The sequence below is a fragment of the Nostoc sp. PCC 7107 genome (assembly GCF_000316625.1).
Lineage (GTDB): Bacteria > Cyanobacteriota > Cyanobacteriia > Cyanobacteriales > Nostocaceae > Nostoc_B.
In genome coordinates this window covers 1,773,182-1,796,925 of record NC_019676.1, presented here as the reverse complement: position 1 = coordinate 1,796,925, position 23,744 = coordinate 1,773,182, and the positions used below count along the sequence as shown (strand labels likewise).

Annotated in this window: 19 protein-coding genes; 13 read left to right on the top strand and 6 right to left on the bottom strand. The window is 41.8% G+C overall.

All coding sequences use genetic code 11. The features are described from left to right. Positions 1-45: 45 nt before the first annotated feature. The 6 genes from NOS7107_RS07720 (at position 46) to sds (ending at position 11,136) form a co-directional block, all read left to right on the top strand. Complete coding sequence (locus NOS7107_RS07720; protein WP_015112419.1) at positions 46-1,308, top strand: cyclic nucleotide-binding domain-containing protein; 1,263 nt, start codon at positions 46-48, stop codon at positions 1,306-1,308. Between the two features lie 94 nt (positions 1,309-1,402). Next, positions 1,403-2,779, top strand: coding sequence for a cation:proton antiporter (locus NOS7107_RS07715; protein WP_015112418.1), 1,377 nt, complete (start codon positions 1,403-1,405; stop codon positions 2,777-2,779). A gap of 601 nt (positions 2,780-3,380) precedes the next feature. Further along, positions 3,381-5,234 carry an N-acetylmuramoyl-L-alanine amidase gene (locus NOS7107_RS07710; protein ID WP_015112417.1) on the top strand — a complete coding sequence of 618 codons (1,854 nt, stop codon included), beginning with the start codon at positions 3,381-3,383 and terminating at the stop codon, positions 5,232-5,234. Between the two features lie 511 nt (positions 5,235-5,745). Beyond that, complete coding sequence (locus NOS7107_RS07705) at positions 5,746-7,623, top strand: N-acetylmuramoyl-L-alanine amidase (RefSeq protein ID WP_015112416.1); 1,878 nt, start codon at positions 5,746-5,748, stop codon at positions 7,621-7,623. A 196-nt stretch (positions 7,624-7,819) separates the two neighbouring features. Next, the gene (gene murI, locus NOS7107_RS07700) at positions 7,820-8,683 is read left to right on the top strand and encodes a glutamate racemase (protein WP_015112415.1); all 864 of its coding nucleotides are present in this window, start codon (positions 7,820-7,822) and stop codon (positions 8,681-8,683) included. Between the two features lie 1,481 nt (positions 8,684-10,164). Then, entirely contained in the window at positions 10,165-11,136 is a 972-nt protein-coding gene (sds, locus tag NOS7107_RS07690) for a solanesyl diphosphate synthase (RefSeq protein ID WP_015112413.1), read from the top strand. 86 nt (positions 11,137-11,222) lie between these two features. Here sds and NOS7107_RS07685 read toward each other — a convergent pair whose 3' ends face one another. Next, positions 11,223-11,705 carry a hypothetical protein gene (locus tag NOS7107_RS07685; protein WP_015112412.1) on the bottom strand — a complete coding sequence of 161 codons (483 nt, stop codon included), beginning with the start codon at positions 11,703-11,705 and terminating at the stop codon, positions 11,223-11,225. 206 nt (positions 11,706-11,911) lie between these two features. Between NOS7107_RS07685 and hetZ the strand changes: the two genes are divergently transcribed. The 5 genes from hetZ to gmk all read left to right on the top strand — a co-directional run bounded on the left by hetZ (position 11,912) and on the right by gmk (position 18,015). Continuing rightward, on the top strand, positions 11,912-13,117 hold the full coding sequence (hetZ, locus tag NOS7107_RS07680) for a heterocyst differentiation protein HetZ (protein WP_015112411.1): 1,206 nt from the start codon (positions 11,912-11,914) through the stop codon (positions 13,115-13,117). Then, positions 13,110-14,090 (top strand): hypothetical protein, encoded by a 981-nt coding sequence (locus NOS7107_RS07675; RefSeq protein WP_015112410.1) that lies wholly within the window; start codon positions 13,110-13,112, stop codon positions 14,088-14,090. The genes hetZ and NOS7107_RS07675 overlap by 8 nt, the downstream gene beginning before the upstream one ends. Before the next feature lie 359 nt (positions 14,091-14,449). Then, positions 14,450-16,762, top strand: coding sequence for a DUF3488 and DUF4129 domain-containing transglutaminase family protein (locus tag NOS7107_RS07670; protein ID WP_015112409.1), 2,313 nt, complete (start codon positions 14,450-14,452; stop codon positions 16,760-16,762). Positions 16,763-16,981: 219 nt separating this feature from the next. After that, positions 16,982-17,248 (top strand): extracellular matrix/biofilm regulator RemA, encoded by a 267-nt coding sequence (gene remA / locus NOS7107_RS07665; protein WP_015112408.1) that lies wholly within the window; start codon positions 16,982-16,984, stop codon positions 17,246-17,248. Positions 17,249-17,415: 167 nt separating this feature from the next. Next, positions 17,416-18,015 (top strand): guanylate kinase, encoded by a 600-nt coding sequence (gene gmk / locus NOS7107_RS07660; RefSeq protein ID WP_015112407.1) that lies wholly within the window; start codon positions 17,416-17,418, stop codon positions 18,013-18,015. 262 nt (positions 18,016-18,277) lie between these two features. Here the strand turns inward: gmk and NOS7107_RS07655 are convergent, their stop codons facing one another. The 3 genes from NOS7107_RS07655 to NOS7107_RS07645 are packed head-to-tail and all read right to left on the bottom strand — an operon-like array spanning position 18,278 to position 19,537. Continuing rightward, positions 18,278-18,796, bottom strand: a complete 519-nt coding sequence (locus NOS7107_RS07655) for a photosystem I reaction center protein subunit XI (RefSeq protein WP_015112406.1) — start codon at positions 18,794-18,796, stop codon at positions 18,278-18,280. 57 nt (positions 18,797-18,853) lie between these two features. Continuing rightward, a complete protein-coding gene (gene psaJ, locus NOS7107_RS07650) occupies positions 18,854-19,003 on the bottom strand; it encodes a photosystem I reaction center subunit IX (RefSeq protein WP_015112405.1) in 150 nt (49 codons plus the stop codon). A 39-nt stretch (positions 19,004-19,042) separates the two neighbouring features. After that, positions 19,043-19,537 carry a photosystem I reaction center protein PsaF subunit III gene (locus NOS7107_RS07645; protein WP_015112404.1) on the bottom strand — a complete coding sequence of 165 codons (495 nt, stop codon included), beginning with the start codon at positions 19,535-19,537 and terminating at the stop codon, positions 19,043-19,045. A gap of 177 nt (positions 19,538-19,714) precedes the next feature. On the opposite strand from NOS7107_RS07645, the gene tsaD reads away from it, so the two are divergent. Continuing rightward, complete coding sequence (tsaD, locus tag NOS7107_RS07640) at positions 19,715-20,758, top strand: tRNA (adenosine(37)-N6)-threonylcarbamoyltransferase complex transferase subunit TsaD (RefSeq protein ID WP_015112403.1); 1,044 nt, start codon at positions 19,715-19,717, stop codon at positions 20,756-20,758. Positions 20,759-20,928: 170 nt separating this feature from the next. On the opposite strand, the gene tnpA is transcribed toward tsaD, so the two are convergent. Next, positions 20,929-21,336, bottom strand: coding sequence for an IS200/IS605 family transposase (gene tnpA, locus NOS7107_RS07635; protein WP_015112402.1), 408 nt, complete (start codon positions 21,334-21,336; stop codon positions 20,929-20,931). A gap of 84 nt (positions 21,337-21,420) precedes the next feature. On the opposite strand from tnpA, the gene NOS7107_RS07630 reads away from it, so the two are divergent. Beyond that, positions 21,421-22,758: an RNA-guided endonuclease TnpB family protein gene (locus NOS7107_RS07630; protein ID WP_044499824.1), complete on the top strand. Its 1,338-nt coding sequence runs from the start codon at positions 21,421-21,423 to the stop codon at positions 22,756-22,758. Between the two features lie 6 nt (positions 22,759-22,764). On the opposite strand, the gene NOS7107_RS07625 is transcribed toward NOS7107_RS07630, so the two are convergent. After that, complete coding sequence (locus NOS7107_RS07625) at positions 22,765-23,676, bottom strand: alpha/beta fold hydrolase (RefSeq protein ID WP_044499822.1); 912 nt, start codon at positions 23,674-23,676, stop codon at positions 22,765-22,767. Positions 23,677-23,744 lie beyond the last annotated feature (68 nt).

Sequence of the window (23,744 nt, the reverse complement as noted above, 5' to 3'; positions counted from 1 at the left end):
CTCAAAATTCTGGATTAACAAAATACTATTGAGTGGAATAGATCAATGCTCTTCCGCATACCTGAACGTTGGATGCACTGGGTGCGTTGTCTGTTAACTTTCGCATGGCTCGTAATCATTGCTTCGCTGTTATACGACCCCTGGACTCCAGCACTGACTAAACTAAATCAGGCTTCCATCCCACAGCAATTTGCTAATAGCTGTATTCACGTACAGGGTAAATGCTTCTCAGGACAATCTTATTTTCTGGGAACAACTTTAATGTGGGGAGTAATTGTACCTGCGACAATTTTTATTTTACTTGTTTTCGGACATGAACTGTGGCGACGCATTTGCCCCCTCTCATTTCTATCGCAGATTCCCCGTGCCTTGGGTTGGCAGCGTCAATCTCAATGGCAGAAAGCAAAAGCCGGAAAATTACACTACAAGTTAGCAAAAGTCAGTCCAAAATCCTGGTTGGGCAAAAATTATGCTTACCTACAGTTTGGATGGTTATTTATTGGACTATGTGGCCGGATTTTATTTTTTGATGCCGATCGCCTATTTTTGGCATTATGGTTGTTGCTGACTATTGCTTTGGCTATGACTGTTGGTTATCTCTATAGCGGGAAGACATGGTGTAATTATTTCTGCCCAATGGCTCCAGTAGAAAAAATTTATAGTCAACCTAGTGGATTATTCAGCAGCCAGGCTAATATGAGCAAGTCGATGTGCCGCATTGTTTTGCCAGAGGGTAAAGAACAAATTACCTGTGTTGCCTGTCAAAACTTTTGTATTGATATTGACGCAGAAAGCGCATATTGGGAAAGCTTAAAAAAGCCAGCAGAATCTTTTGTGCGTTACGGTTACGGCGGTTTAGTAATTGGTTTCTTTGTTGATTACTACCTTTATGCAGGCAATTGGGAGTATTACTTTTCTGGAGCTTGGGTACGGCAATCTCACCAGATGGGAACAATATTGAGTCCTGGACTTTATTTGTTCGGACACCAAATTGATTTACCCAAATTAATTACTGTGCCAATGGTATTGGGAGGATTTACAGCGATCTCCTATATTTTAGGACGCTTGGCGGAAAAACAAGCAAAAATTTACAGTCGTCGCCACAATCTCTATTTGTCTTCAGATATAATCCGCCATCGAATTTTTACTATTTTTACCTTTGGGATATTTAATTTCTTTTTTATTTTTGCTGGCCGTCCTTTAATTTTATTAGCACCATTGTGGATACAGTATATTTACAATTTACTATTAGTTCTACTTAGTACAATGTGGTTCTACAAAACTTTGCTGCGCCGTCCTCATCTTTAATTTATCCCCAAGTATTGCTAATCCTTTCTCAAGTTAACCACAAGCCTCTGTTCAGAAAAGAGTAAAAATAAAGAGAAGGATTTTCGCGGAAACCATGCAGTTTTTAGATGCAATTAACTTTTCTTTTCCTCTGCTGGCCAGCACAACAGAAGCCGCAGACAGTTCTATGGTAGTAGCGGCTGTGCTGCTGAGTTTAGTGGTAATTTACTTCGCCAGCAAAGTTGGTGGGGAGTTATCCAACCGCATCGGTTTACCACCTGTCTTAGGCGAACTTGTCGGCGGTGTAGTTGTAGGTGTTTCGGTTCTGCACCTGTTGGTGTTTCCCGAAGGTGGCACAGACAGTTCTAACTCTTTAATCATGGCCTTTCTGCAAACTACTGCTGGTCTGACTCCAGAAGCAGCACCCCAGGTATTTGCCGCCCAATCAGAAGTTATTTCTGTGTTATCAGAATTGGGTGTAATTATCTTGCTGTTTGAAATTGGCTTGGAGTCTAACTTAAAAGACCTAATGGCAGTGGGTATCCAAGCAACTATTGTGGCAGTGGTAGGTGTGGTAGTACCTTTTGCTGCTGGGACTGTAGGTTTGATGACTTTATTTGGTATTGGTGCTGTACCAGCAATTTTTGCAGGTGCAGCTTTGACAGCTACAAGTATTGGAATTACCTCTAAAGTTTTGTCAGAAATTGGTAAACTCAATTCTAAAGAAGGGCAAATTATTCTCGGTGCGGCGGTGATTGATGACGTACTGGGAATTATTGTCTTAGCAGTAGTTGCCAGCCTGGCCAAAGATGGTGCAGTGGATGTAGGTAAAGTCATTTACCTCATTATTTGTGCTACAGCATTTCTATTAGGTGCGATCGTTCTGGGTAATGTTTTCAATCAAGCATTTGTGGCGATCGCTAATCAACTCAAGACTCGCGGTGAATTAGTCATTCCCGCCTTTATTTTTGCCTTTGCGATGGCATATCTGGCTGCCATCATTCAATTAGAAGCAATTTTGGGCGCTTTTGCCGCTGGTTTAGTCCTCGAAGAAACTGATAAGCGTAAAGAACTACAAAAGCAAGTGATTCCTGTAGCTGATTTGATGGTGCCAATTTTCTTTGTTGCAGTTGGTGCAAAAACTGATTTGGGAGTGCTAAACCCAGCCATCCCCAGCAACCGCGAAGGCTTAATTATGGCTATTTTCCTGATTACAGTAGCCATTCTTGGTAAAGTTATTACAGGTTTGAGTGTCTTTGGTCAACCCCAAATCAATCGTTTAGCGATCGGTGTGGGTATGATTCCTCGTGGTGAAGTCGGATTAGTATTTGCTGGTGTTGGCGCTGCTAGTGGCGCTCTCTCAAAACCATTGGGGGCAGCAATTATTATGATGGTTATCCTCACAACTTTTTTAGCTCCGCCTTTGTTACGTTTCGTATTTCCCGATTCCAGCAAAGTGGCAACTGAATCTGAGCAATTAATTAAAGATTAAAACGGAGGGATTGGGGACGAGGCAGAAACTAGGTTGAAATAAAATTATCTACTTCGTGCTTTCTTGGTCTCCAATCCCTTCATTCATTACAGGAAACTTCTGTTTCTTGATCTGCGTCTTCTGATATCGTTGTTTCTCAATCATTTTGATTATTGATTATTAGCTTTGATAAAATAATTTGTTAGCAATATTACCTAATTACTAATCCTCATTTAAATATGTTTATAGTCGCTAGAAACTAGTAATTGTCAATATTGCAACATCTTTTAAAACGAGTTGACATTTGTGTCTGAGAAAATTGCTTGTCCATCAACAAAACACACAAAATAAAATTTATAACGAAGTCAAAAAATTACCATAATTGACTAAAATTACACAATTTTAGTTATATTTGTGTTGCCTCTCATATTCGCTTTATCGTTGGAGATTACAGCAATATTAAAATTACATACTATGTAAGCAGTTCAAAATTTACACCATTAATTGTTTCTTTAACCCAAAAAAAGCCAAAGTCAAATCTCGAAGTTTCTGTAACAGAAAAACAACTTACCCAAATTTTTGAGATATTGACTTCCATGAATGCGAATCAGGAGAAAGGATTGTGAAATTACACTGGTTACTACCCGGTACGGTTGGGATGATCTGCTTACTATCCTCGCCAGCTTTGGCGGCCAGACTAGAATCTTGGCGGTTTGATGCCAAGCAAAACCGCCTGGAATTTAACACTTCAGGGGGTGTTCAACCCAAAGCACAACTAATTTTTAATCCCACACGCCTAGTTATTGATTTACCAGACACAACCTTTGGCAGACCGCAGTTAACACAACCTGTCGGTGGGGCAGTTCGGGCTATTCGTGTTGGTCAGTTTGAACCTCAAACAGCCCGCATTGTCGTGGAACTGGCTCCTGGTTATACTCTTGACCCTCAAGGCATAAAATTTGTCGGCATAACTCCCAGTCGCTGGACAGTACAATTGCCTAGGCCAAGACTAGAGCCTGTCAACTCTTCCGCAGATAATGTTTACAACGTAGTCACCACCCTGGACTCAGACACGAGACCGCCATTACCGAGAGTTGTTAGTAGCACACAAAACACAACTCAAATCGACAGCTTACAAGTTACAGGAGATGGTTTTTTTGTGCGGACTAATGGTGGTAATCCCCAAGTGAGAGTGAATCGTAGCCGCGATCGCTCTACTATTTTTATGGATATATCTGGCGCAACTTTATCTACAAATTTGGCACAGCGAGACCTCAGCGTTAACAGACATGGTGTCAGTCGTGTAGAATTCACCCAACTGCAAACCAGTCCACCCGCAGTCCGTATGACCTTGCGTGTAGATAAAAATAGCCCTGATTGGCGAGCAACTAGAAGTGGTGGTTCTGGGTTGGTCGTTCTGCCTAATCGGTTTGCTACATTACCCAGAAATAACTCTTCTGATAACCAACCAGAATTTTCTCCTCCCGGTAGCCGAATTGTGAGTGACCAACCAGCCACAATTCAAGCTGTTGAATTGTCTGATGATGGTAAGCAACTACTCATTAGAGCTAACCAAACTATAAATGCTATGGGTGGATGGGATAGAACCTCTGGTTTGTATCGCATCACCATCAATGATGCTAAATTAGCACCTCGAATTAAAGGCCCGACTTTTAAGGCCAATAGTCTAATTTTGCGGGTACGTCTACAAACGCCAGATGCTGACACGGTGGTAATTTTAGTTCAACCTGCGGCTGGAGTGCAAATTGGGCAAATTAACCAAAATGACGACCAAGTAACATTACAACTACAAGGTTCTCGCCTTGTGGCACTTCCAGGCACACTACCTTTTCCTTCAGGGCAAAGTCAATTACCAGATCCTAATGAAAAACCCCGTTCCATACCGCAGCCAGGAACACGCCCTATCCCCCCCAGAGGGAGAGTTGTAGTTGTCATTGACCCAGGACATGGCGGTAAAGATCCTGGAGCAATTGGAATTGGTGGAGTGCGTGAGAAGGATGTTATTCTGCCTATTGGTAAAAGGGTAGCTGAGATTTTACAGCAAAATGGTGTGCAGGTAATTATGACGCGGAGTTCTGACTATTTTGTGACTCTTCCAGGAAGAGTGCAATTGGCAGAGAAAGCTAACGCTGATGTTTTTGTCAGTATCCATGCTAATGCTTTAGGTGGCGGTCGTTCAGATGTCAGTGGTTTAGAAACTTACTACTATGACAGTGGTTTGAGTCTAGCTCGCAGCGTCCATAGCAGCATTCTTCAGAGTCTGAACGTCAAGGATCGTGGTGTACGTCGAGCCAGATTTTTCGTCCTCCGAAAAAGTTCTATGCCTTCGATTCTTGTTGAAACAGGTTACTTAACTGGCCGAGAGGACATTGCAAAGTTACGCACTTCAGCTTATCAAAATCAAATGGCAGAAGCGATCGCCCGTGGTGTACTCCAGTATCTCCGACGCAGATAAATCATGGTCAAACTTTAGTAAATATACTTAACTACTCCGATGAATAATTAATTGCTATATCTGGTTAATAGTAATCTTGCTGATCTCAAGCAAGATTCTCCCGTAATCTCACGGTTAAAAATCTCTAGTTCTCACCCAAAAAAGTGAGAACTAATTTTTTATGATGAGTAGATACATTTAAATATCATATTGTTTTCAAAATGCTAAATTAAGTGTCACCACCATTACCAGAATCTATTGATAGTAGCAAGGACTTTTTGGGTACATTGATTATCAGCCATCAAATAACTCAAAACTAATCCATACTGATTTTACGTATATTGACTGAAAGTATTTATTGTCTTGAATGCCAGCACAAAATTGCTGGCTGCTACGGAAGTTCTGATGAGCAGTGTCCACTATGCAGACTTCTGGAGTTAAAACTAAGTTGGGCGGTGACGGTGTGAGGATTTACCAATAGATACGTGGACATATTGACGGCTTCTATGAACGCGAATTAGGAGAAACGACTGTGAAACTACACTGGTTACTAACCGGTACTATTGGAACTATCTTCTGTCTATCATCGCCTGCTTTAGCAGCGAAACTGGAGTCTTGGCGCTTTGATGCCAAACAAAACCGCTTGGAATTTAATACTTTGGGGACTGTTCAACCCAAAGCACAACTCATTTTCAATCCCACTCGTCTGGTCATTGATTTGCCAGATACAGATTTTGGCAGACCACAGTTAACACAACCAATAGGTGGAGCAGTTCGCTCGATTCGTGTCGGGCAATTTGATCCTCAGACGGCCAGAATTGTCGTAGAATTAGCTCCCGGTTATACTATTGACCCTCAAGGGGTAAAATTTATTCCTACTACTGGTAGTCGTTGGTTGGTACAACTACCCACACCGACAGCAACACCCATAACATCATCAGCAGATATTTCACTCCAATCAGAACCTCAAACCTTAGAAACCACAGCTAATTCCGAATTTCCTTCCAGAAATATCTACTCTGTGGTCAAACCTGACCCAGTAACATCAAATCATTCCAGACCTTTTGGTAACACCCTCGCCGCTGTCACTCAATTAGAAAGTTTTCGAGTTACTGGTGATGGTTTTTTTGTGCGGACTAATGGTGGTAGTCCGCAAATTCAGGTGAATCGGAGTTCAGATAAACGTGCAGTTAATATCGATATTACTGGTGCATCCTTATCTCCTAGCCTGTTGCAACAAGATTTATCTGTGAACCGTTATGGTGTCAACCGGATTCAATTTTCGCAGTTGCAAACAAGACAACCAACAGTCCGCATGACTTTGTATGTGGATAAAAATAGTCCTGACTGGCGGGCAAGTACTAGCAGTATTGGTGGGTTTGTAATTATACCTAACCGAGTTGTGAGATTACCTGGTAATAGTGATGCAAATCTCGTTTCTGAGGCGACTGACTCACCCGCCATCATTCAAGCAGTGGAATTAGCTGATAATGGTACTCAACTTTTAATCAGATCTAACAGACCTGTATCTGCCAAAGGTGGGTGGGATAGATCCTCTGGTTTATTCCGCATTGCGATCGCCAATTCTCAATTAGCCCCTAGAGTTATCGGCCCTGCTTTTAATGCCAATAGTCCCATTTTGCGGGTACGTTTGCAACCCCAAGATGATTCTGTCAATATTTTGATTCAACCAGCTGCGGGTGTCCAAATTGGAGAAGTCAACCAAGTTAGTAATCAGTTGTTGGCTGTACAATTACAACGCTCTCGTGCCATTACGCCACCCGTCGGTTTACCGCCGCTAACCTCAACTAATGGTCAATTACCAGACCCAAATGGTAATCCTCAACCAGCAACACGCCCAGTCCCCAGAGGAAAACTGATAGTTGTGATTGACCCTGGACATGGTGGGAAAGATTCTGGCGCTCCTGGTTTGGGTGGATTATTAGAAAAAGATGTGATTTTACCAATTGGTAAACGGGTAGCGGCAATTCTGGAACGCAATGGTGTACAAGCAGTTCTCACCAGAGATGCTGACTTTTTTGTTGAACTTCAGGGACGGGTAGATATTGCTGAACGTGTCAATGCAAGTTTATTTGTGAGTATTCATGCGAATTCCGTAGATAGTCGCCCTGATGTGAATGGGTTAGAAGTATATTACTACGATAGTGGTTATGCTTTAGCTGACGTAGTTCGTAAAACTATTCTTGAAGATATTGCTACCATTAAAGACCGCGGCACACGCAAAGCAAGGTTTTATGTGTTGAGAAAAAGTTCTATGCCTTCGATATTGGTAGAAACAGGTTATATGACTGGTCGGGAAGATAATCCTCGATTAGGTTCACCAGAATATCAAAATCGCATGGCAGAGGCGATCGCTCGTGGTATTCTCAAGTACTTACGTCAAAGGTAAGAATACAGCCACACTGAAAATATAGTACAAGTTTTTAATTACTGTGTGGAAAGCCGCTTTAATTCTACAGACACTTATTCTGACTCCTGAATTTGATTTGCTGAACTACTGAACCACAAAGAATTTAGTAGTCAGTTCACAAATTGTCTGCTAAATTCTGTATTTTAAATGCCAAAACCTAAATCAATATCTGCCTGTGTATTCATCTTCTATTTTTGAAGGTAATCTTTACGATTTTTCTGATAAAGAACCTCAACGCGCCCCTATCGGCGTTTTTGACAGTGGTGTGGGTGGGCTGACGGTACTGCGACAAATTTACCGCCAACTACCAAATGAATCGATTATTTATTTTGGTGATACAGCAAGACTGCCCTACGGTATCCGTTCCCAAGCGGAAATTCTTCAGTTTGTGCGCGAAATTCTCTGCTGGATGCAGCAGCAGAAAGTCAAAATGGTGGTGATGGCTTGTAACACCAGTTCTGCCCTCGCCTTAGAAATTGTCCGCCAAGAATTTAATATCCCCATCTTGGGCGTAATTCTCCCAGGTGCTAAAGCCGCTGTGCAGCAAGGTAAGCGCATTGGTGTAATTGCTACCCCCGCAACAGCTAAAAGTAATGCTTATAAGCAAGCGATTTTGGAAATTGACCCAGAAGTACAAGTCTGGCAAGTTGGCTGTCCAGAGTTTGTCCCGTTAATTGAGCAGAATCGCATCCACGACCCTTACACTACTGAGGTAGCACGCTCTTATTTAGAGCCTTTACTTCAGCAAGAAATTGATACTTTAGTATACGGCTGTACTCATTATCCCCATCTGGCACCAGTATTGCGATCGCTTCTTCCATCTCATGTCAAATTAGTTGACCCCGCTGTTCATGTCACAGCTGCTTGTAACCAAGATTTAGAGTTGCTGGGCTTAACTAATACCCACCCACCGTTACCAACTCGCTTTATCGTCAGCGGTTGTCCACAACAATTTGCTCAGTCCTCAGTTCAGTGGCTAGGTCATACTCCAATGGTCGAAGTCGTAGACTTAAATAGTACAGTAGTATCCCAACTTTAATAAGTTTTTATTGAGTCAATAGTCAAGTATTAAAGGTCACATTTTGCTTAAATATCAAAATTTCTTGACTATTGACTATTAACCACCTCAGTTACCTGTGATGTTATGGATACGTCCTGTAGATGTTTATTACGCTTTGTTGATAGAGAATCATAATAAACAGATTTTTGACCGCTGCGCTTTGCTAGTGCTAATAATAGATACACTGTGAATAAATACCCAGCAGCTAAAATAAAAATCATCATAGGCATATTAGCGTAAATCATTGTTCTACCAGCTTTTTTCTCAAAAAATATCCAATTTCATACAACACGTAGAACTTCAACCATGCAAGAAAATTCTTGATAGCCGTAGTTTGCTATGCTAAATTTGCCGTAGATTTATAACCCTCTTCGGTAAACCAACGGAACTATTTAATTGACTTTATTTGCAGACAACACATACCACAACAGTTAATTTGCAAAATAGCATAATTAACTGCGCTCCTCAGCAGTTTACTTAGTCTGCATTATTGTTTTTCATACTTCTGTGGTAGGATATACCACGACTATCAGCGCAAGCTGCAAGCCGAAAGCGATCTCCTGTAAGGATACCGCCTAACTCCATCCCAAGAAGTTTATCTGCCACTACAAAATTACAAGAAATAATTCTCTTGGTTTTATTTTGTTGGCAATTAGCTATTCTGGATTTAAAACAACTTCCAGGTAATATCACCCAAAAGTGCTTTACCCGTACATTGTCAATACCTGAAAAATTTAAAATCCCTACATTTTAGCGTAACACAACCAACCTGACTTTTAAGCCAATCTTGAGGCTAAATTTTGAATTTTCTGAAAGGCTAAATTCACGGATGAAACGAATTTTTCTTTGATTAAAAATATTGTTTGTGTTTCATTTGATCATACATAAAAAAAGCTCAATATCCTACCAATGTAGTTATTATTACTTACAACAGGTAATGTTAAATATAAATTTATAGTAAAAATCAAAGATATATTTACAAAATTATGCTTACTGAATTAGCCAGCGAAAAAATATGATTTTCTTATACTTGTATATATACTTAGGCTACTGAAAGAACTAGACAATTTTTGGTTAAAAAAACACAAACTACCCATACAGAACCATCTCTAGATCAACCATTAGAGAAATGATGATGAATAGGATAGCGATTCATCACATTTTTGGAGACAATCACAAGTGCTATTCAGTCTTTGTTCAAGATTCAGTGGCACTCATTCATAAAATTAGTCTGAATTCTCAGATTTCTGGCTAAATTGCAAAAATTTTTGCGTAAAGCCAAAACTAACAAAATAGCCTGTTAGCCTTGACAGCGGGGAGATATCAGTCATTCCCAATAATTCAGATAACAGCCAAGAAGCAAGGATTCTCTCAGCAAAACTTTGCGCTGGCACAGGGTTATCTTAAAATGAGTGTAGGATATGTAAACTTTCGTAACCTAAGCCAGAGTCCGGCCATCCATGACCCCAGCTACCTCCCTGTTTACCCCTGTGGAAGCAGATTTGCAAATACTAGCCGATAACCTCAAGCAGCTAGTTGGCAATCGCCACCCCATTCTTTTTGCAGCCGCCGAACATTTATTCGGAGCTGGGGGAAAGCGCATCAGACCCGCGATCGTCCTGCTGATATCGCGGGCGACAATGTTAGAAGAAGATATCACCCAGCGTCACCGCCGCCTAGCCGAAATCACAGAGATGATTCACACGGCCAGCCTAGTGCATGATGATGTGGTAGATGAATCACAAATGCGCCGTGGCGTACCGACTGTTCATAGCCTATTTGGCAATCGTATTGCGGTACTCGCAGGTGACTTTCTCTTTGCTCAATCATCTTGGTATTTGGCTAACTTAGATAATTTGGAGGTAGTCAAACTCCTCTCAGAAGTAATTATGGACTTGGCAACTGGAGAAATTCAGCAAGGGATGAACCGCTTTGATAGTGGCTTGGCAATAGAAACTTACCTACAAAAGAGCTATTACAAAACTGCCTCACTCATTGCTAACAGTGCCAAAGCTGCAGGATTACTTAGTGATGTTAGCCCAGAAACAGCCCAGCACTTGTATAACTACGGGCGGAATCTCGGTTTAGCATTTCAAGTTGTAGATGACATTTTAGATTTCACCAGTACTACAGATACTTTAGGTAAACCAGCAGGTTCTGACCTCAGAAGCGGTAATTTGACCGCACCTGTTTTATTTGCCCTAGAAGAGAAACCATACTTAGAAGTACTAATTGAACGCCAGTTTGCCCAAGCAGAAGATTTAGAGCAAGCACTGGCATTAATTCAAGATAGTCGAGGCATACAGCAGGCGAGAGAATTAGCGGCTCATCATGCCAAGTTAGCAGCTGAGGACATAGCAATTTTGCCACCGTCAGAATCACATCAAGCCTTAATTGACATCACTGAATATGTGCTGAGTCGACTTTATTAAAAATTTTTGATTGTAAAGTTTTGATGTTGGAGGTGGGAGTAGGAAAATTTGGAGTGTATCCGAAGAATCCTCACTCCCAATTTTTTTTAGGCAATGTCAGGTGGTATCTGTCTCGACTGCTGTTGTGGCTTCAGCATTTGTTTTAGGTGTTTTTGAATGGTTTTTTCTAACTGAGAACGCTGCACTTCAAAAGCATGATTCAGTGTACCCGGTGTTTCTAAAAAAACTATGCTGTCTACGGGTGCCAGGGCGATTAATTGGAACAAAATATGGGTGACAGCAATGGGTGTGGCCACCACTTGAGGGTCTCGCCCAGCAGATGAAATTAGGGAAACATCCTGTATGGTAGAAAAAGCGTAAATCACCTGCTTCTCCAAACTTGGATCTGCACGGTGGCTCAATGTAGTTAAGACCCAGCTTCCCTCCTTTTGGAGAATATAGTACTGGGAGTGGCGTAATTGTTGAGCGATCGCGCGAAAAGCAGGAACAATTGCTGCAATAAGATGTGGTGAAATACCATCGCGGGGTGCATTGTCGATCAGCAATTGAATTTGTGTTTCTAAATCCATAATGACTTGTCAACGACTTTTAAGTAACGGCAATCACAGCAGGTCAAGGTGTGAAGAACTCCATCCAAAGTGGGAATAATAAAATCAGCCATATCCTGATTGCAGGATAGACCTGTGTTTAGCTTATCCGCAAAGCACACAAAGCCAATACCTACCGTCGTACAGGTTGTTTCTATGTATGTTAGGGTCTTTTAAACACCGAGACTATGAATTCAGCCGCAACCGCAACTATTCCAACCGCAACTTTTCTGGGAGAACATACTATCGGCGTGGAGGTGATATTTCAACTCCTGTACAAGGAGTTCCGGCAATCAACCAAAGCCTCAGAACAGAATTGCCATGATGTGGCAACACGCATTACTACCGAAGTATACCGAATTTGCAGCGAAAGTAAACGCATCCAAGCTTCCGGTGCTGTAGAAAGCTCCGCTATGACCCTAGCTAGACATCGGCTACAACAATGTCAGCGGTACTATCAGTTGGGTTCCACTAGAGGCAGAGTTGAATTACACAGTACCCTGAGTGCCATTATTTATCGTTACATTAATCCTCCCCAGCGGCAATTGAGCTATCAAGGGCGGCTAACTATCATAGAAGATTTTCTACAAGGTTTTTATTTAGAAGCATTAAATGCTTTCCGACGGGAGAACCAATTGGGTACCACCTATCGTCCCCAATCTCTCTTGGAGTTAGCTGAGTACATGGCCTTTACCGAACGCTACGGTAAGCGCCGCATTCCTTTACCTGGTCGTCAGCAACAGCTAATTATTCTGCGGGCCCAGACCTTCTCTCAACAACAACCTCCAGAAACGAGCGTCGATATAGAACAAGCTTCTGAAGGTAGTTCTGGTGACGGTGATGGTTCTTGGGAAGAGCCAGCAGTACACCAGTTACGCTCTACAATGGCGACACAACCAGAACCCGAACCCGAAGAAGACACTTTGCGTTCTGTTGTGATTACCGAATTAATGAGTTATTTGGAGCAAAAACAACAATCTGATTGTGCTGATTACTTCTCCCTACGTCTAAAAGATCTATCAACACAAGAAATTGAGACAATTTTAAATCTCACTCCGCGTCAGAGAGATTACTTACAACAGCGCTTCAAGTATCATTTAATTAGGTTCGCTTTATTACATCGTTGGGAACTAGTCCACGAATGGTTGGAAGCTTCTTTACACACAAATTTGGGACTAACTCCACAACAATGGGAAGCCTACACCTCCCAACTAGACGAGAAACAGCGGTCTTTACTAGACTTAAAACAACAAGGACAACCTGACGAGAAAATTGCCAAAGCTCTAGGGTTATCAATGGCACAACTGCAAAAACGCTGGTTTAAAATTCTGGAACAGGCTTGGGAAATTCGTAACTCATTAGTGTCCGGATCAGGTGCATCTACTCATGAATAGTGACTCAGAATCCTTAAAAAACCAATTACTCACTTGGTTGTTGGCAGATGATGTCAACACCAGTGAAACTAACTTGGTCGAGTTTAAGGAAAATGACGGGGTGGACAACTCTCTCAAACAATCAGCCACTTTCGCCAGTGGCGATCCAGAGTTGGGAGGGATACCCCAAACCTTTAAACTGGGAGACATTCCTACTGTGCAAGACCGTTTCCAAGCCGTACTCAAGCGTCGGTTACAAACCGAAATCGAAAACCAGCCACCTTTGTTTCCTTGGGAAACACACTTAATGGAATATCCTGAGCGTTTGGAAGAGCGATCGCTCAGTTTAGTTCCGGCGTGGGGCTGGAAGGCACAACAATCTAAGCTGAATCTGCCGATTACTCTACCAGAAACAGTTTTCCGCGAATTACTAGAAAAGTGCCAAACGCTGTTAACTGCTTCACTACCATTGGGAGCTAAATTAGTTCAGGTAGTAGAAAGCTTCTTCCCGCAAGAGTCTCATGCGCTCAATGATATAGCTGGTTTGGTACTCAGAAGTACTTATCGGTCTGCGGATGTTCTTGATCAAAAACTCAATATCGAGAACGATTACCCAGATTTACAACCACGTCAACAAATGGCATTGTCTTTAATGGCTGCCAAACAACTGCTAGAAAATTTAAGTCTACCAGTTACACCCAACAGTCCCGTAGTAGAAAGACAATGGTATACAAGTGAGGGTCTCCTGACTTTACGGGTAGAATACCAATCTCGCGGTAAACAAACCCAGTTGCAAGTTCAGGCTGATTTACCCACTAAAGGAATTGTGACATTGCGAGCAGATGGTACTTTGGCAATGGCACAGTCTTCAAGTGCGGGCTGCTTGAATGTTGAGTTATCATGTCAGGAATTTAACCCAACTTATACATTAGAAGTTGAGTTTCCAGAAATAGACCAACAGCCTTTGTTATTTGTGATTAATCCGACAATCTAGCTCAGGTCAAAGAACGCTGAGAAATTAAGAAAATTATTGTGGTTTTGGAGCTTATTTTTTTAATCAGCGATCATTAGGGCTTCTACGTTTTTTGCAACGATCATTAGGGCTAAAGATTAGAGACTCCCAAAGGATGCTTCAGGGAGTTAGTGTTATCTGAATCAGAATTGCGGCAATGTATGAGCTACAACTAGGTAAATAGTTTAACATTGCCAACGATATGAGACTCCCAAAGACCGCTTCGGGGAGTTACTTTTATCTGAACAAGAATTTCTCTAGGGTATGAGTTACAACTAAGTAGATGGTTTGACTAACCAAGCATTTTGTTCACTGCATCTACACCATTGCTAACCCTTGAAATGTTTAACTTATCCAGGATAAATTGGTTTTTACGTCTACCCAGAGTTAATAATTGGCGACAAAATATTCAGCGATCGCCTTTGATGGCAGTGGAAGATTCTCTTTCCTTGCGGCTTTTAGTGCTGGCATTGGTAATCATGGGAACTGTAGCAGTAGATATTGCTGCTGATACGACATTTAGTTTTTGGGCAGTTCCCTTAAATGTTTTTGGTGCGGTTTGGAGTTACCACTATCGCCGAAATCCCAATATACCAGTTAAATTCTGCATCGCCATTGGAATGTTAGTTGCTTTAGGTGCATTCTTTGGGCAGGTATTGGGAGAATTAAATGATACGCGGCTGGCTTTGGCAGAGTTATTAATTCAACTGCAAATACTCCACAGTTTTGATATGCCCAGACGCAAGGACTTGGGTTATTCAATTGTGATTGGTCTAATTTTATTGGGTGTAGCAGCAACATTGAGCCAAACTTTGGCGTTTGCACCTGTATTACTATTATTTTTAGCGATCGCCTTACCAACTCTTGTCTTAAATTACCGTTCCCAACTGGGTTTAGGTAAGTTAAAAGTTAAAAGGCAAAAGGCAAAAGAAACACAATTAAAATCAAATTTACTTTTTTACTTTTTACTTTTTACTTTAATCGTCGGGTTGGGCTTAGGAATTTTTGCCGTTTTACCCCGCTTCCCTGGTTATCAATTACGCACATTTCCAGTTAGTTCCCCAATTGAAGTCAAAGGCGGCTTTACGGGAAGAAGTATTATTAATCCTGGTTATGTCCGCCAAGGTAATGCCGAAAATCAAGGCAATGGTACTGGAGAACAGCAAAACGGGCAACCAGGAAAGCTAAATGATAGCTTTTATTATGGCTTTAATAGCCAGATGAATCAGAATCTGCGGGGAAGCATGACACCCAAGGTAGTGATGCGAGTGCGATCGCAGATAGAAGGATTTTGGCGTGTATTAGCATTTGATCGCTACACAGGTAAAGGTTGGGAAATTTCCCGCAATAATGATGTTACTACACTCAAGCGATCGCCTTGGTCTTATCAAATTTATTTGTCTCCACCTCCTACTTCTTTGCCAACCAGAGAAGTTGTGCAAACCTATACAGTGGTAGCGGATTTGCCCAATTTGATTCCGGCGATGTCCTATCCCAAAGAAATTTACTTTCCGACACCGATTATCGCGGTTGATCAGGAAAACGGGCTGCGAGCGCCTGTGGGTTTATCCGAAGACCTTACCTATACAGTCATATCAGATGTACCTTACCGCGATCGCACTTTGTTAGGCAAAGCTACTACTAACTATCCCAAGCACATTAAAAAATACTATCTGCAAATTCCGCCAGAAATTGCGCCCAAAGTCCAAAAATTAACAGCAGAAATTCTGGCTAACTACAGTCGAAATAATGTATCTAAGGTCTCCAAAACTTTAGATTCCAACTATGAAAAGGTACTTTATCTAGCTCAATACCTCAAGCAAAACTACTCTATCCCCAAAAATCCCTTCGATTTTCCTTATTTAGATGAAAAAGAAGACTTAGTAGAAGCTTTCTTGTTTAAACATCAAGGCGGCTATCCAGACCATTTCTCCACTGTGCTGACGGTGATGCTACGTTCTATTGGGATTCCAGCGCGGTTAGTGGCGGGATTTAGTCCAGGGGAGTTTAATCCCTTTACGGGGATGTATATTGTCCGTAACACTGATGCTTACGCGATGACAGAAGTTTACTTCCCCAAATATGGCTGGTTTGCCTTTGACCCCATTCCCAATCATCCGTTAATTCCACCATCTGTTGAAGACTCACAAACCTTTAGCGTTTTACGTCAATTTTGGCATTGGGTGGCTGGGTGGCTCCCTTCACCTGTGACTGGGTTATTTAATAATGTATTTGGGACAATATTTAGTTGGATAGTCAGAGCGATCGCTTGGTTTTTTGCTTTATTCGCGCAAGGTTGGTTTGGTGTCTTAACTGGCTTAACGTTGGGAACTACTATCGCTTTTTTTGGCTGGCTAGGTTGGGTACAGTGGCGACAATGGTTAAAGAGTCGGTGGTTGAGTAAATTACCGCCGATGGAAAGGCTTTATCAACAAATGCTGCAATGGACTGCGACCAAAGGTTTCGGTAAGCATCCAGCACAAACACCTCTAGAGTATGTCAAAGTTACATATCAACATCACGCCCCAGCCACAGCCCAAGTAATTGACGAAATTAGTCAGGCTTATGTTAGCTGGCGTTATGGTGGTCATACTCCTGACTTGCAACAATTACGCCAAAAATGGCTGGAATTGAAAAAAGCCAATCGTCAATAGTCAACTAATTCCTAGGTACTAGATGATATTTTCGTAGTTACGCATGTGTCTTTGGGATGATTTTCAGTATATTTGGCTAAGAAACTGCCAAAAAAAGCATTTCCTATCTAAAAACTAAAGCAAGCTAGATGTGATGCGTTGTAACTCCGATTTTTTAGGGATAACATAGAAATAAAATCCTGAATGGATTATCGCGTCACATTTAATGTCAGTTAATTTATGGAAATTCAATTAATCAATATCGGTTTCGGCAACATTGTGTCAGCTAACAAAGTAGTTGCGATCGTTAGTCCAGAATCTGCTCCAATTAAGCGAATCATTACAGATGCGCGAGAAAGAGGTGAACTAATTGACGCAACTTATGGTCGTCGGACAAGGGCTGTAATTATTACAGATTCCAACCACGTCATCCTTTCAGCAATTCAGCCAGAAACGGTAGCAAATCGTTTCGTGATTTCTCGTGATCATCATGCTGTAGATAATTAACTAGGGATAGTAGACAAACGCCTATTCTATTTGCACCATATCGGCAGTACCATGTGAATTAGACTGGTTTTCTGTCACCAGTGCTACAAATTCGTTAGTCAAGGTCGCCCTGACCACGACAACAAACTCACAAATCATGATTTTTGATTAATTCACAGGTTGAACGGATGATGCAAGTTTTACCCATCCAGACTAGTGCTACTACCAAAGAATGCCCACCTATAGGCAAGTTAATTGTGTTAACTGGCCCTAGTGGAGTCGGCAAAGGCACCTTAATGCGATCGCTGTTGCAGCGTCATCCGCAACTTTATTATTCTGTATCCGTGACAACTCGTTCTCCTCGTTTGGGAGAAATCGATGGCAAAAATTATTACTTTATTAACCGTAGTAAGTTTGAACAATTGGTTGCTCAAGGTGAATTTTTAGAGTGGGCGGAATTTGCGGGTAATTATTACGGCACTCCGCGGGAAACTGTGGTTAACCAAATTCAGTCTGGTAAGTTAGTAGTGCTGGAAATTGAGTTAGAAGGGGCAAGACAAATTCGTGCTTCCTTTCCTAATGTCCTCAGCATTTTCATATTGCCGCCCTCCTTTGATGAATTAGAAAAACGGATACGTGGCCGTGGACAAGACTCGGAAGAAGCGATCGCTCGTCGTCTAGCCCGTGCCAAAGCAGAAATTGCTGCTGCTGATGAATTTAATATTCAAATCGTCAATGACGATTTTGAAACGGCACTTGGCGCGATTGAAGCAGCTTTATTTGAATAATCAAAACCAAGCATTTTCACCACCAAATCATAAAGGACACATATTTATATGTGTCCTTCAATTTTTTTATAGGAATACATTATTATTTCTTTCAACTCATCACCAACTAAACTCCAGCTACCGCTAATAGCTCTTTGCTATACCGATGGGCAAGTGGTAATCAGTAATTAGAAAGTTATAATCTCAAGTTATGTTATTCCATTCATTACTTTTTGATTAGTAACTTTAACTAATCACTAATTACCAATTACCAGAAGCCAAATTAGCCCACTAAACCTTGGATGATGGCGATATTGCTAGTCAAGAAGTAAGCAACTACCGCACCACCAATGCCACCAATTAAGAAAGCGCTGGCAAAATTATTCCAGCCTTCTTTTGATAGAAAAGCATCTGGGGCTGAAGCTCCAGTTACGCTATTCAGGGCTTTAGCAGGATTGCTATTGGCATATAAAGATAAACCACCTGTCAGAAAAATTACTAGGGTGATCGCTGCTAGTAAGCCTGCTAGGTTAGCATTTTCTGCATTACGCAGGGGGCCATATTTAGCAAAGGGGCCAAATATCCAGTAGCCATGTGCCATACCAACTTCTAGCCCACGTCTAAAAGGAGTGAGACCTAGACGATAAGCTGGCAAGTTATTGATGAACCACTTGACTACAGGAGAAGAATTAACTGGGGTTTCGAGATTACCCAGTTGAGGATCGCGTTCTGCGGGAAACACTACTTCCCGGTTTCTCACATCGCTGGGCAGATTTTTGGATGCGTCTACTGCTTGCGCCATAATTTTATGTTCGCCTCTCAATTACATAAGCAAAAGTTGTAAATCCCAATGCTTGATTTATGGCAGTGGGTGGAACAGTAGGTCGGGGAAAAAGCGGTTAAACTCAATCAAAATACCTGCTGTAATTGTCAGCCAGATAGTAGCGGCCACTGGTGCTGTGGAAATAAATTTAATCAAATAGGATGATTGATCGCTTTTTTCAGCCATGTATTTAGTCTCCAAAACAATGAATCAGTTAAGCGAAACCTAACGAGGAGAAATGGGTATTTCCGAATCTTTAGCAGTTAATTCGCCAGAAAGAAATTCTTTCAAAGCGGCTGCTGGCCAAGCAAAACCCGTGGCTATGATGGGTAGTGCTAGAGCCAAATCAATTTGGATTTCTTTTTGTTCGGTGTCAGATCCTTTTCTAATTGCGATTAGATAAGTACGACCTACCCAGCCAATCCAACCAGCAATATAGAGAAACAGAATGCTAGGAATCAAAAAGTCCCCAGCACGGTCTAGACGACCATCAACAATCAAGTGAGGATAGCCTTCGGGGCCACAAAGCGCTTGAGAGTAACGTTCAAATCTCTTTTGACCTGATTGAGGATCGGCAGTGGTATTCCGGGCATTTTTGGCTAGTGCTTGAAATGCGGGATTGTCTTGGCAGGGTGTAAGATTAGCCCCTAGAGCTTTCGCTGGTGGAGCAAAATTAAACCAAAGACAAATCGCTAAAATCAAAGCAAACAATCGTCGCATAGAGTTGTTTCCTTTTATTACAAAAGAAAAAGTTTTTTGTACAAAACGAAGCGGCTTGTACATTCTTTAATTTGGCTAACTAGCAAGTCATCATACTCTTGCCTGGGAACCGAGTAAAGTTTAAGTAAATAAAAGTTAAAGCTTCTCAACCAAATCGTTATTTTGCAGAACCTTCAAATGGCAAACGTTTTAGCAATCGAAACCAGTTGTGATGAAACTGCTGTCGCAATTGTTAACAATCGTCAAGTTCACAGTAGTATCATCGCTTCCCAAATCCCAGTCCATCAGCAATATGGTGGAGTTGTGCCGGAAGTGGCATCCCGCCAGCATTTGGAAACGATCAACGAGGCGATCGCCCAAGCGCTAGAACAAACTCAATTAGACTGGTCAAAAATCGATGGCATTGCCGCCACTTGCGCCCCTGGTCTTGTAGGAGCCTTGTTGGTGGGATTAACTGCTGCCAAAACTTTAGCGATTGTACACAATAAACCATTTTTGGGAGTTCATCACCTCGAAGGCCACATTTACGCGACTTACTTGAGTGAGCCAACTTTAGATCCCCCTTTTCTTAGCTTACTGGTTTCAGGCGGACATACAAGCTTGATTTATGTTAAAGACTGTGGTAATTACGAAACCCTGGGTGAAACCCGTGATGATGCTGCGGGGGAAGCCTTTGATAAGGTGGCACGACTGTTAAATCTAGGTTATCCAGGCGGCCCAGTTATTGACAAGTTAGCACAGGAGGGCGATCCCCAAGCCTTTGCCTTGCCAGAAGGGAAAGTTTCGCTGCCAGGTGGAGGCTTTCATCGCTATGATGGCAGTTTTAGTGGCTTAAAGACAGCAGTGCTAAGGCTAGTGCAGCAATTAGAGAAAGATGGTGGGCAAATCCCCATAGCAGACCTAGCCGCAAGTTTTCAGGCGACTGTAGCCAAAGCACTCACCAAAAGAGCGATCGCCTGCGCCCTTGACTACGGTCTGAATACGATTGCTGTTGGTGGCGGAGTCGCAGCAAATAGTGGGTTGAGACAGCACTTGCAAGCAGCCGCCAGTGAACATAACCTCCGCGTCCTGTTCCCACCAATGAAATTTTGTACCGATAACGCCGCCATGATCGCCTGTGCTGCATCTGAGCATTTATCTCGTGGTCACGTCTCACCGTTGACATTGGGTGTTGAATCCCGCTTATCCCTGAGTCAGGTGATGAAGTTATATAACAGGTGATAGGTTACAGAGTTGATGGTTATTTGTTCTTTACCCAAAACTCTTGACCATATCAATTTTAGATTTTGAATTTTGGATTGAACGTATCGCGGCAGTCCCTACCCTCAACTCTTAGTAGGGTAGGGATCGGAGCGGGTTATTGGAACGAAGTGGAAATAACCAATCCATATTTATTCGGTCGGTGCATCTTGCTCTTTAATATATTGCCTAAGTTGATCAATCGGTGCGCCGCCACTTGACGCTACATAATACGAGCTAGACCAAAACAAAGGTTTCCAGTAAAACTTTTCAATATGCTCCTTAAATTCTTTACGAATGACCCTACTACTAGCAGATTTTAAACTAGAGGTAAAGTCAGAAATATTGTTGTCTGGGTGATAGTCCACCAGTAAATGTACATGGTCTTCTTCACCTGAGAATTCAACCAAAATGCAATTAGTTTTAATGCAAATATTTGCAAAAATCTCGTGCATCCTCTCAAGGATTGGTGCGGTAATTACTTTTTTACGATACTTAGTAATAAAAACGAAATGTAAGTGAATAGAAAAAACAGCGTGTGACCCTTTACGAGAAAGCATTTGACAAGTAGCCGTGTCCGTTGTATTCTGATTAATATACCAGATTTTTGGAGGAAACAAAAACAGCCTGTGGCAACAAGACGAATGACTTTTCGGTTATACCCAAACGAGAAAACTGAATTAATTTTGCGGTATCACCGAAAGCTCCACAAGGACTTGTACAATGCCGCAGTAAATAACAGATTTAACCAGTACAAAATCTATAATCACAAAGTTGATTATTTTGAGCAACAGAATTGTTTGCCAGCATTTAAAGATGTTTGGGTAGAGTACAAAGAACTTCCCAGCCATGCACTGCAAGCAACATTAAAACGTGTTGATTTTGCATTTGAGCGTTGGTTTAAAGGGCTAGGTAAGCGTCCGAGATTTAAGTCAATTAGACATTATTCAGGATGGACTTATCCAGACTGTGCAGGTTTTAAAGTAGAATCTGAAGGCGAAAACGGATATCTCAATCTGTCTAAAATTGGACGTATTCAGATGCGGGGGCAGGCTTTGGGTTGGGGTAAATCAACTACTTGCACTATCGTTTATCGCAATAGTAAATGGTACGCATCTATTACTGTTGATGTGCTAGACCAAGCATTAAAGCCTAAAGTTCTACCAGTTGGTGCAATTGGTATTGACTTAGGTTGTAAAGCAGCATTATCAATTACGGATGGAGAGAATCATCAACAAATCGATGCTCCTAAGTTTTTGAGAAATGCTGAACAGAAAATCAAAAAAGCTTCTAAGGAGAAGAGGCGTAAACGCGCACCAAATAGAAACAAAAAAATTAAAGCTTCTAGACGATATAAAAAAGCCCAATCAAAGGTTACTAAGCTAGTTCGTAAAGTTGGTAATCAAAGACAAAACTGGGTACATCAAGTAGCAGCAGAAATTGTAAGCGGTAATAGCTTCGTTGCGACTGAAAAACTAGAAGTAAAAAACATGACTAGTAAAGCAAAGAAAGGCAAGCGTAAAAAGCAAAAAGCAGGACTGAATAAGTCAATACTAGATGTTGCTTTTGGAATGCTTCGCAATACCATCAAGTACAAAGTTGAGCAAATTGGTGGTGTATTTGTAGAAGTTCCAACGAAGAAAGTAAAGCCTAGTCAAACCTGTCCGAAGTGTGGTCATCAACATAAAAAAACTCTTGATATTCGAGTTCATAATTGTGTTGTTTGCGGATACGTGCAGGATAGGGATATTGCTGCTGCCGAAGTAATGCTTTATTGGTCTAAAGGTACTCTACCGGGGTTAGGAACTAGCCTCGTAGTCGCAGAGTCGCCTAGCTCTCCCACATCTACTGGTAAGCGTAAGCAATCTGGATCGATGAGGCAACTAGGGGCGAAGAAGCGACAAAAATCTACAGAAAAACTCGCTAAAAACGAACTGGGGGATGTAGAAACCCACAGTTCAGGCGAAGCCAATTGTGGGTAGTTCATTCTAAAATCCAAAATCTAAAATTGTTTGACCATTGACAATTGACCGAATATGACTTGCAACAGCATCCGGTTGTTCTAACATAGCTAAATGTCCACAATCGGGAATTTCAATCACATTGTCACCACAGTATTGAAAAAGCCGATGAAAGCTCGCTAAATGGCGAACATACTTGGGTTCCATCACCTTGTCATCGGCACCAGCCAAAAAGTAAACGGGCTGTTTTAATTGCGAAACTAACTGAGGTAAGCGATTAACTTCTTCTTCTGTTGTAGAGTCTAATAGCGCTCCTACAGCAGCTTCTGGGTCAGCAACCACAAAATCTATCACCCGTTGACGCGCCCAATAACGGTCTAAAGGGCTGGCAACACTAGCTCTAGTGAATAACAAATCAATCAAAGGTAGCTGAGATAACCAACGCGGACGAACTTGTAAAAATCGCTGACCGGCTGAACGAAATTGTTCAAAAGCTTCCTTCAGATAAATGCCCCCACCAGCGTTGATACAGATCACGCCTTGAACCCGATCAGGCATTAAGGCCGCTGCCCAAAGTGCTATCGTGCCGCCCAAAGAGTGGCCAATCAGCCACGCGCTAGTAATATTTAGCTCTTGTAACAATGTTAATAAATCTTGAGCATAAGCAGTTGGTGTATAGAGAGAATCAAATTGTTGGGATGCCAAACTGTTAGTAGTTTCTTCCCGATCAACATCAGTTTCTGTCTGGGACTGTGACTCACCAAAACCGCGCAAATCATAAGATAGACACTGTAAATCTATTGACAGACGGGAAATCACAGGTTGCCAGTACCCACGACTATTTAGCCAACCGTGGATGAACACCAAAGCATGGGGGGAGGTAGTAGGAGCCGTTAACTCGTATGCGTGTGGAACGCCTAGGATTTCTATGGTTGCCATACTCATATCGTACCCATCCTTGAGGGTACGACTAAATACAGAGTACAAAAGGTTAAACAATCAAGGCA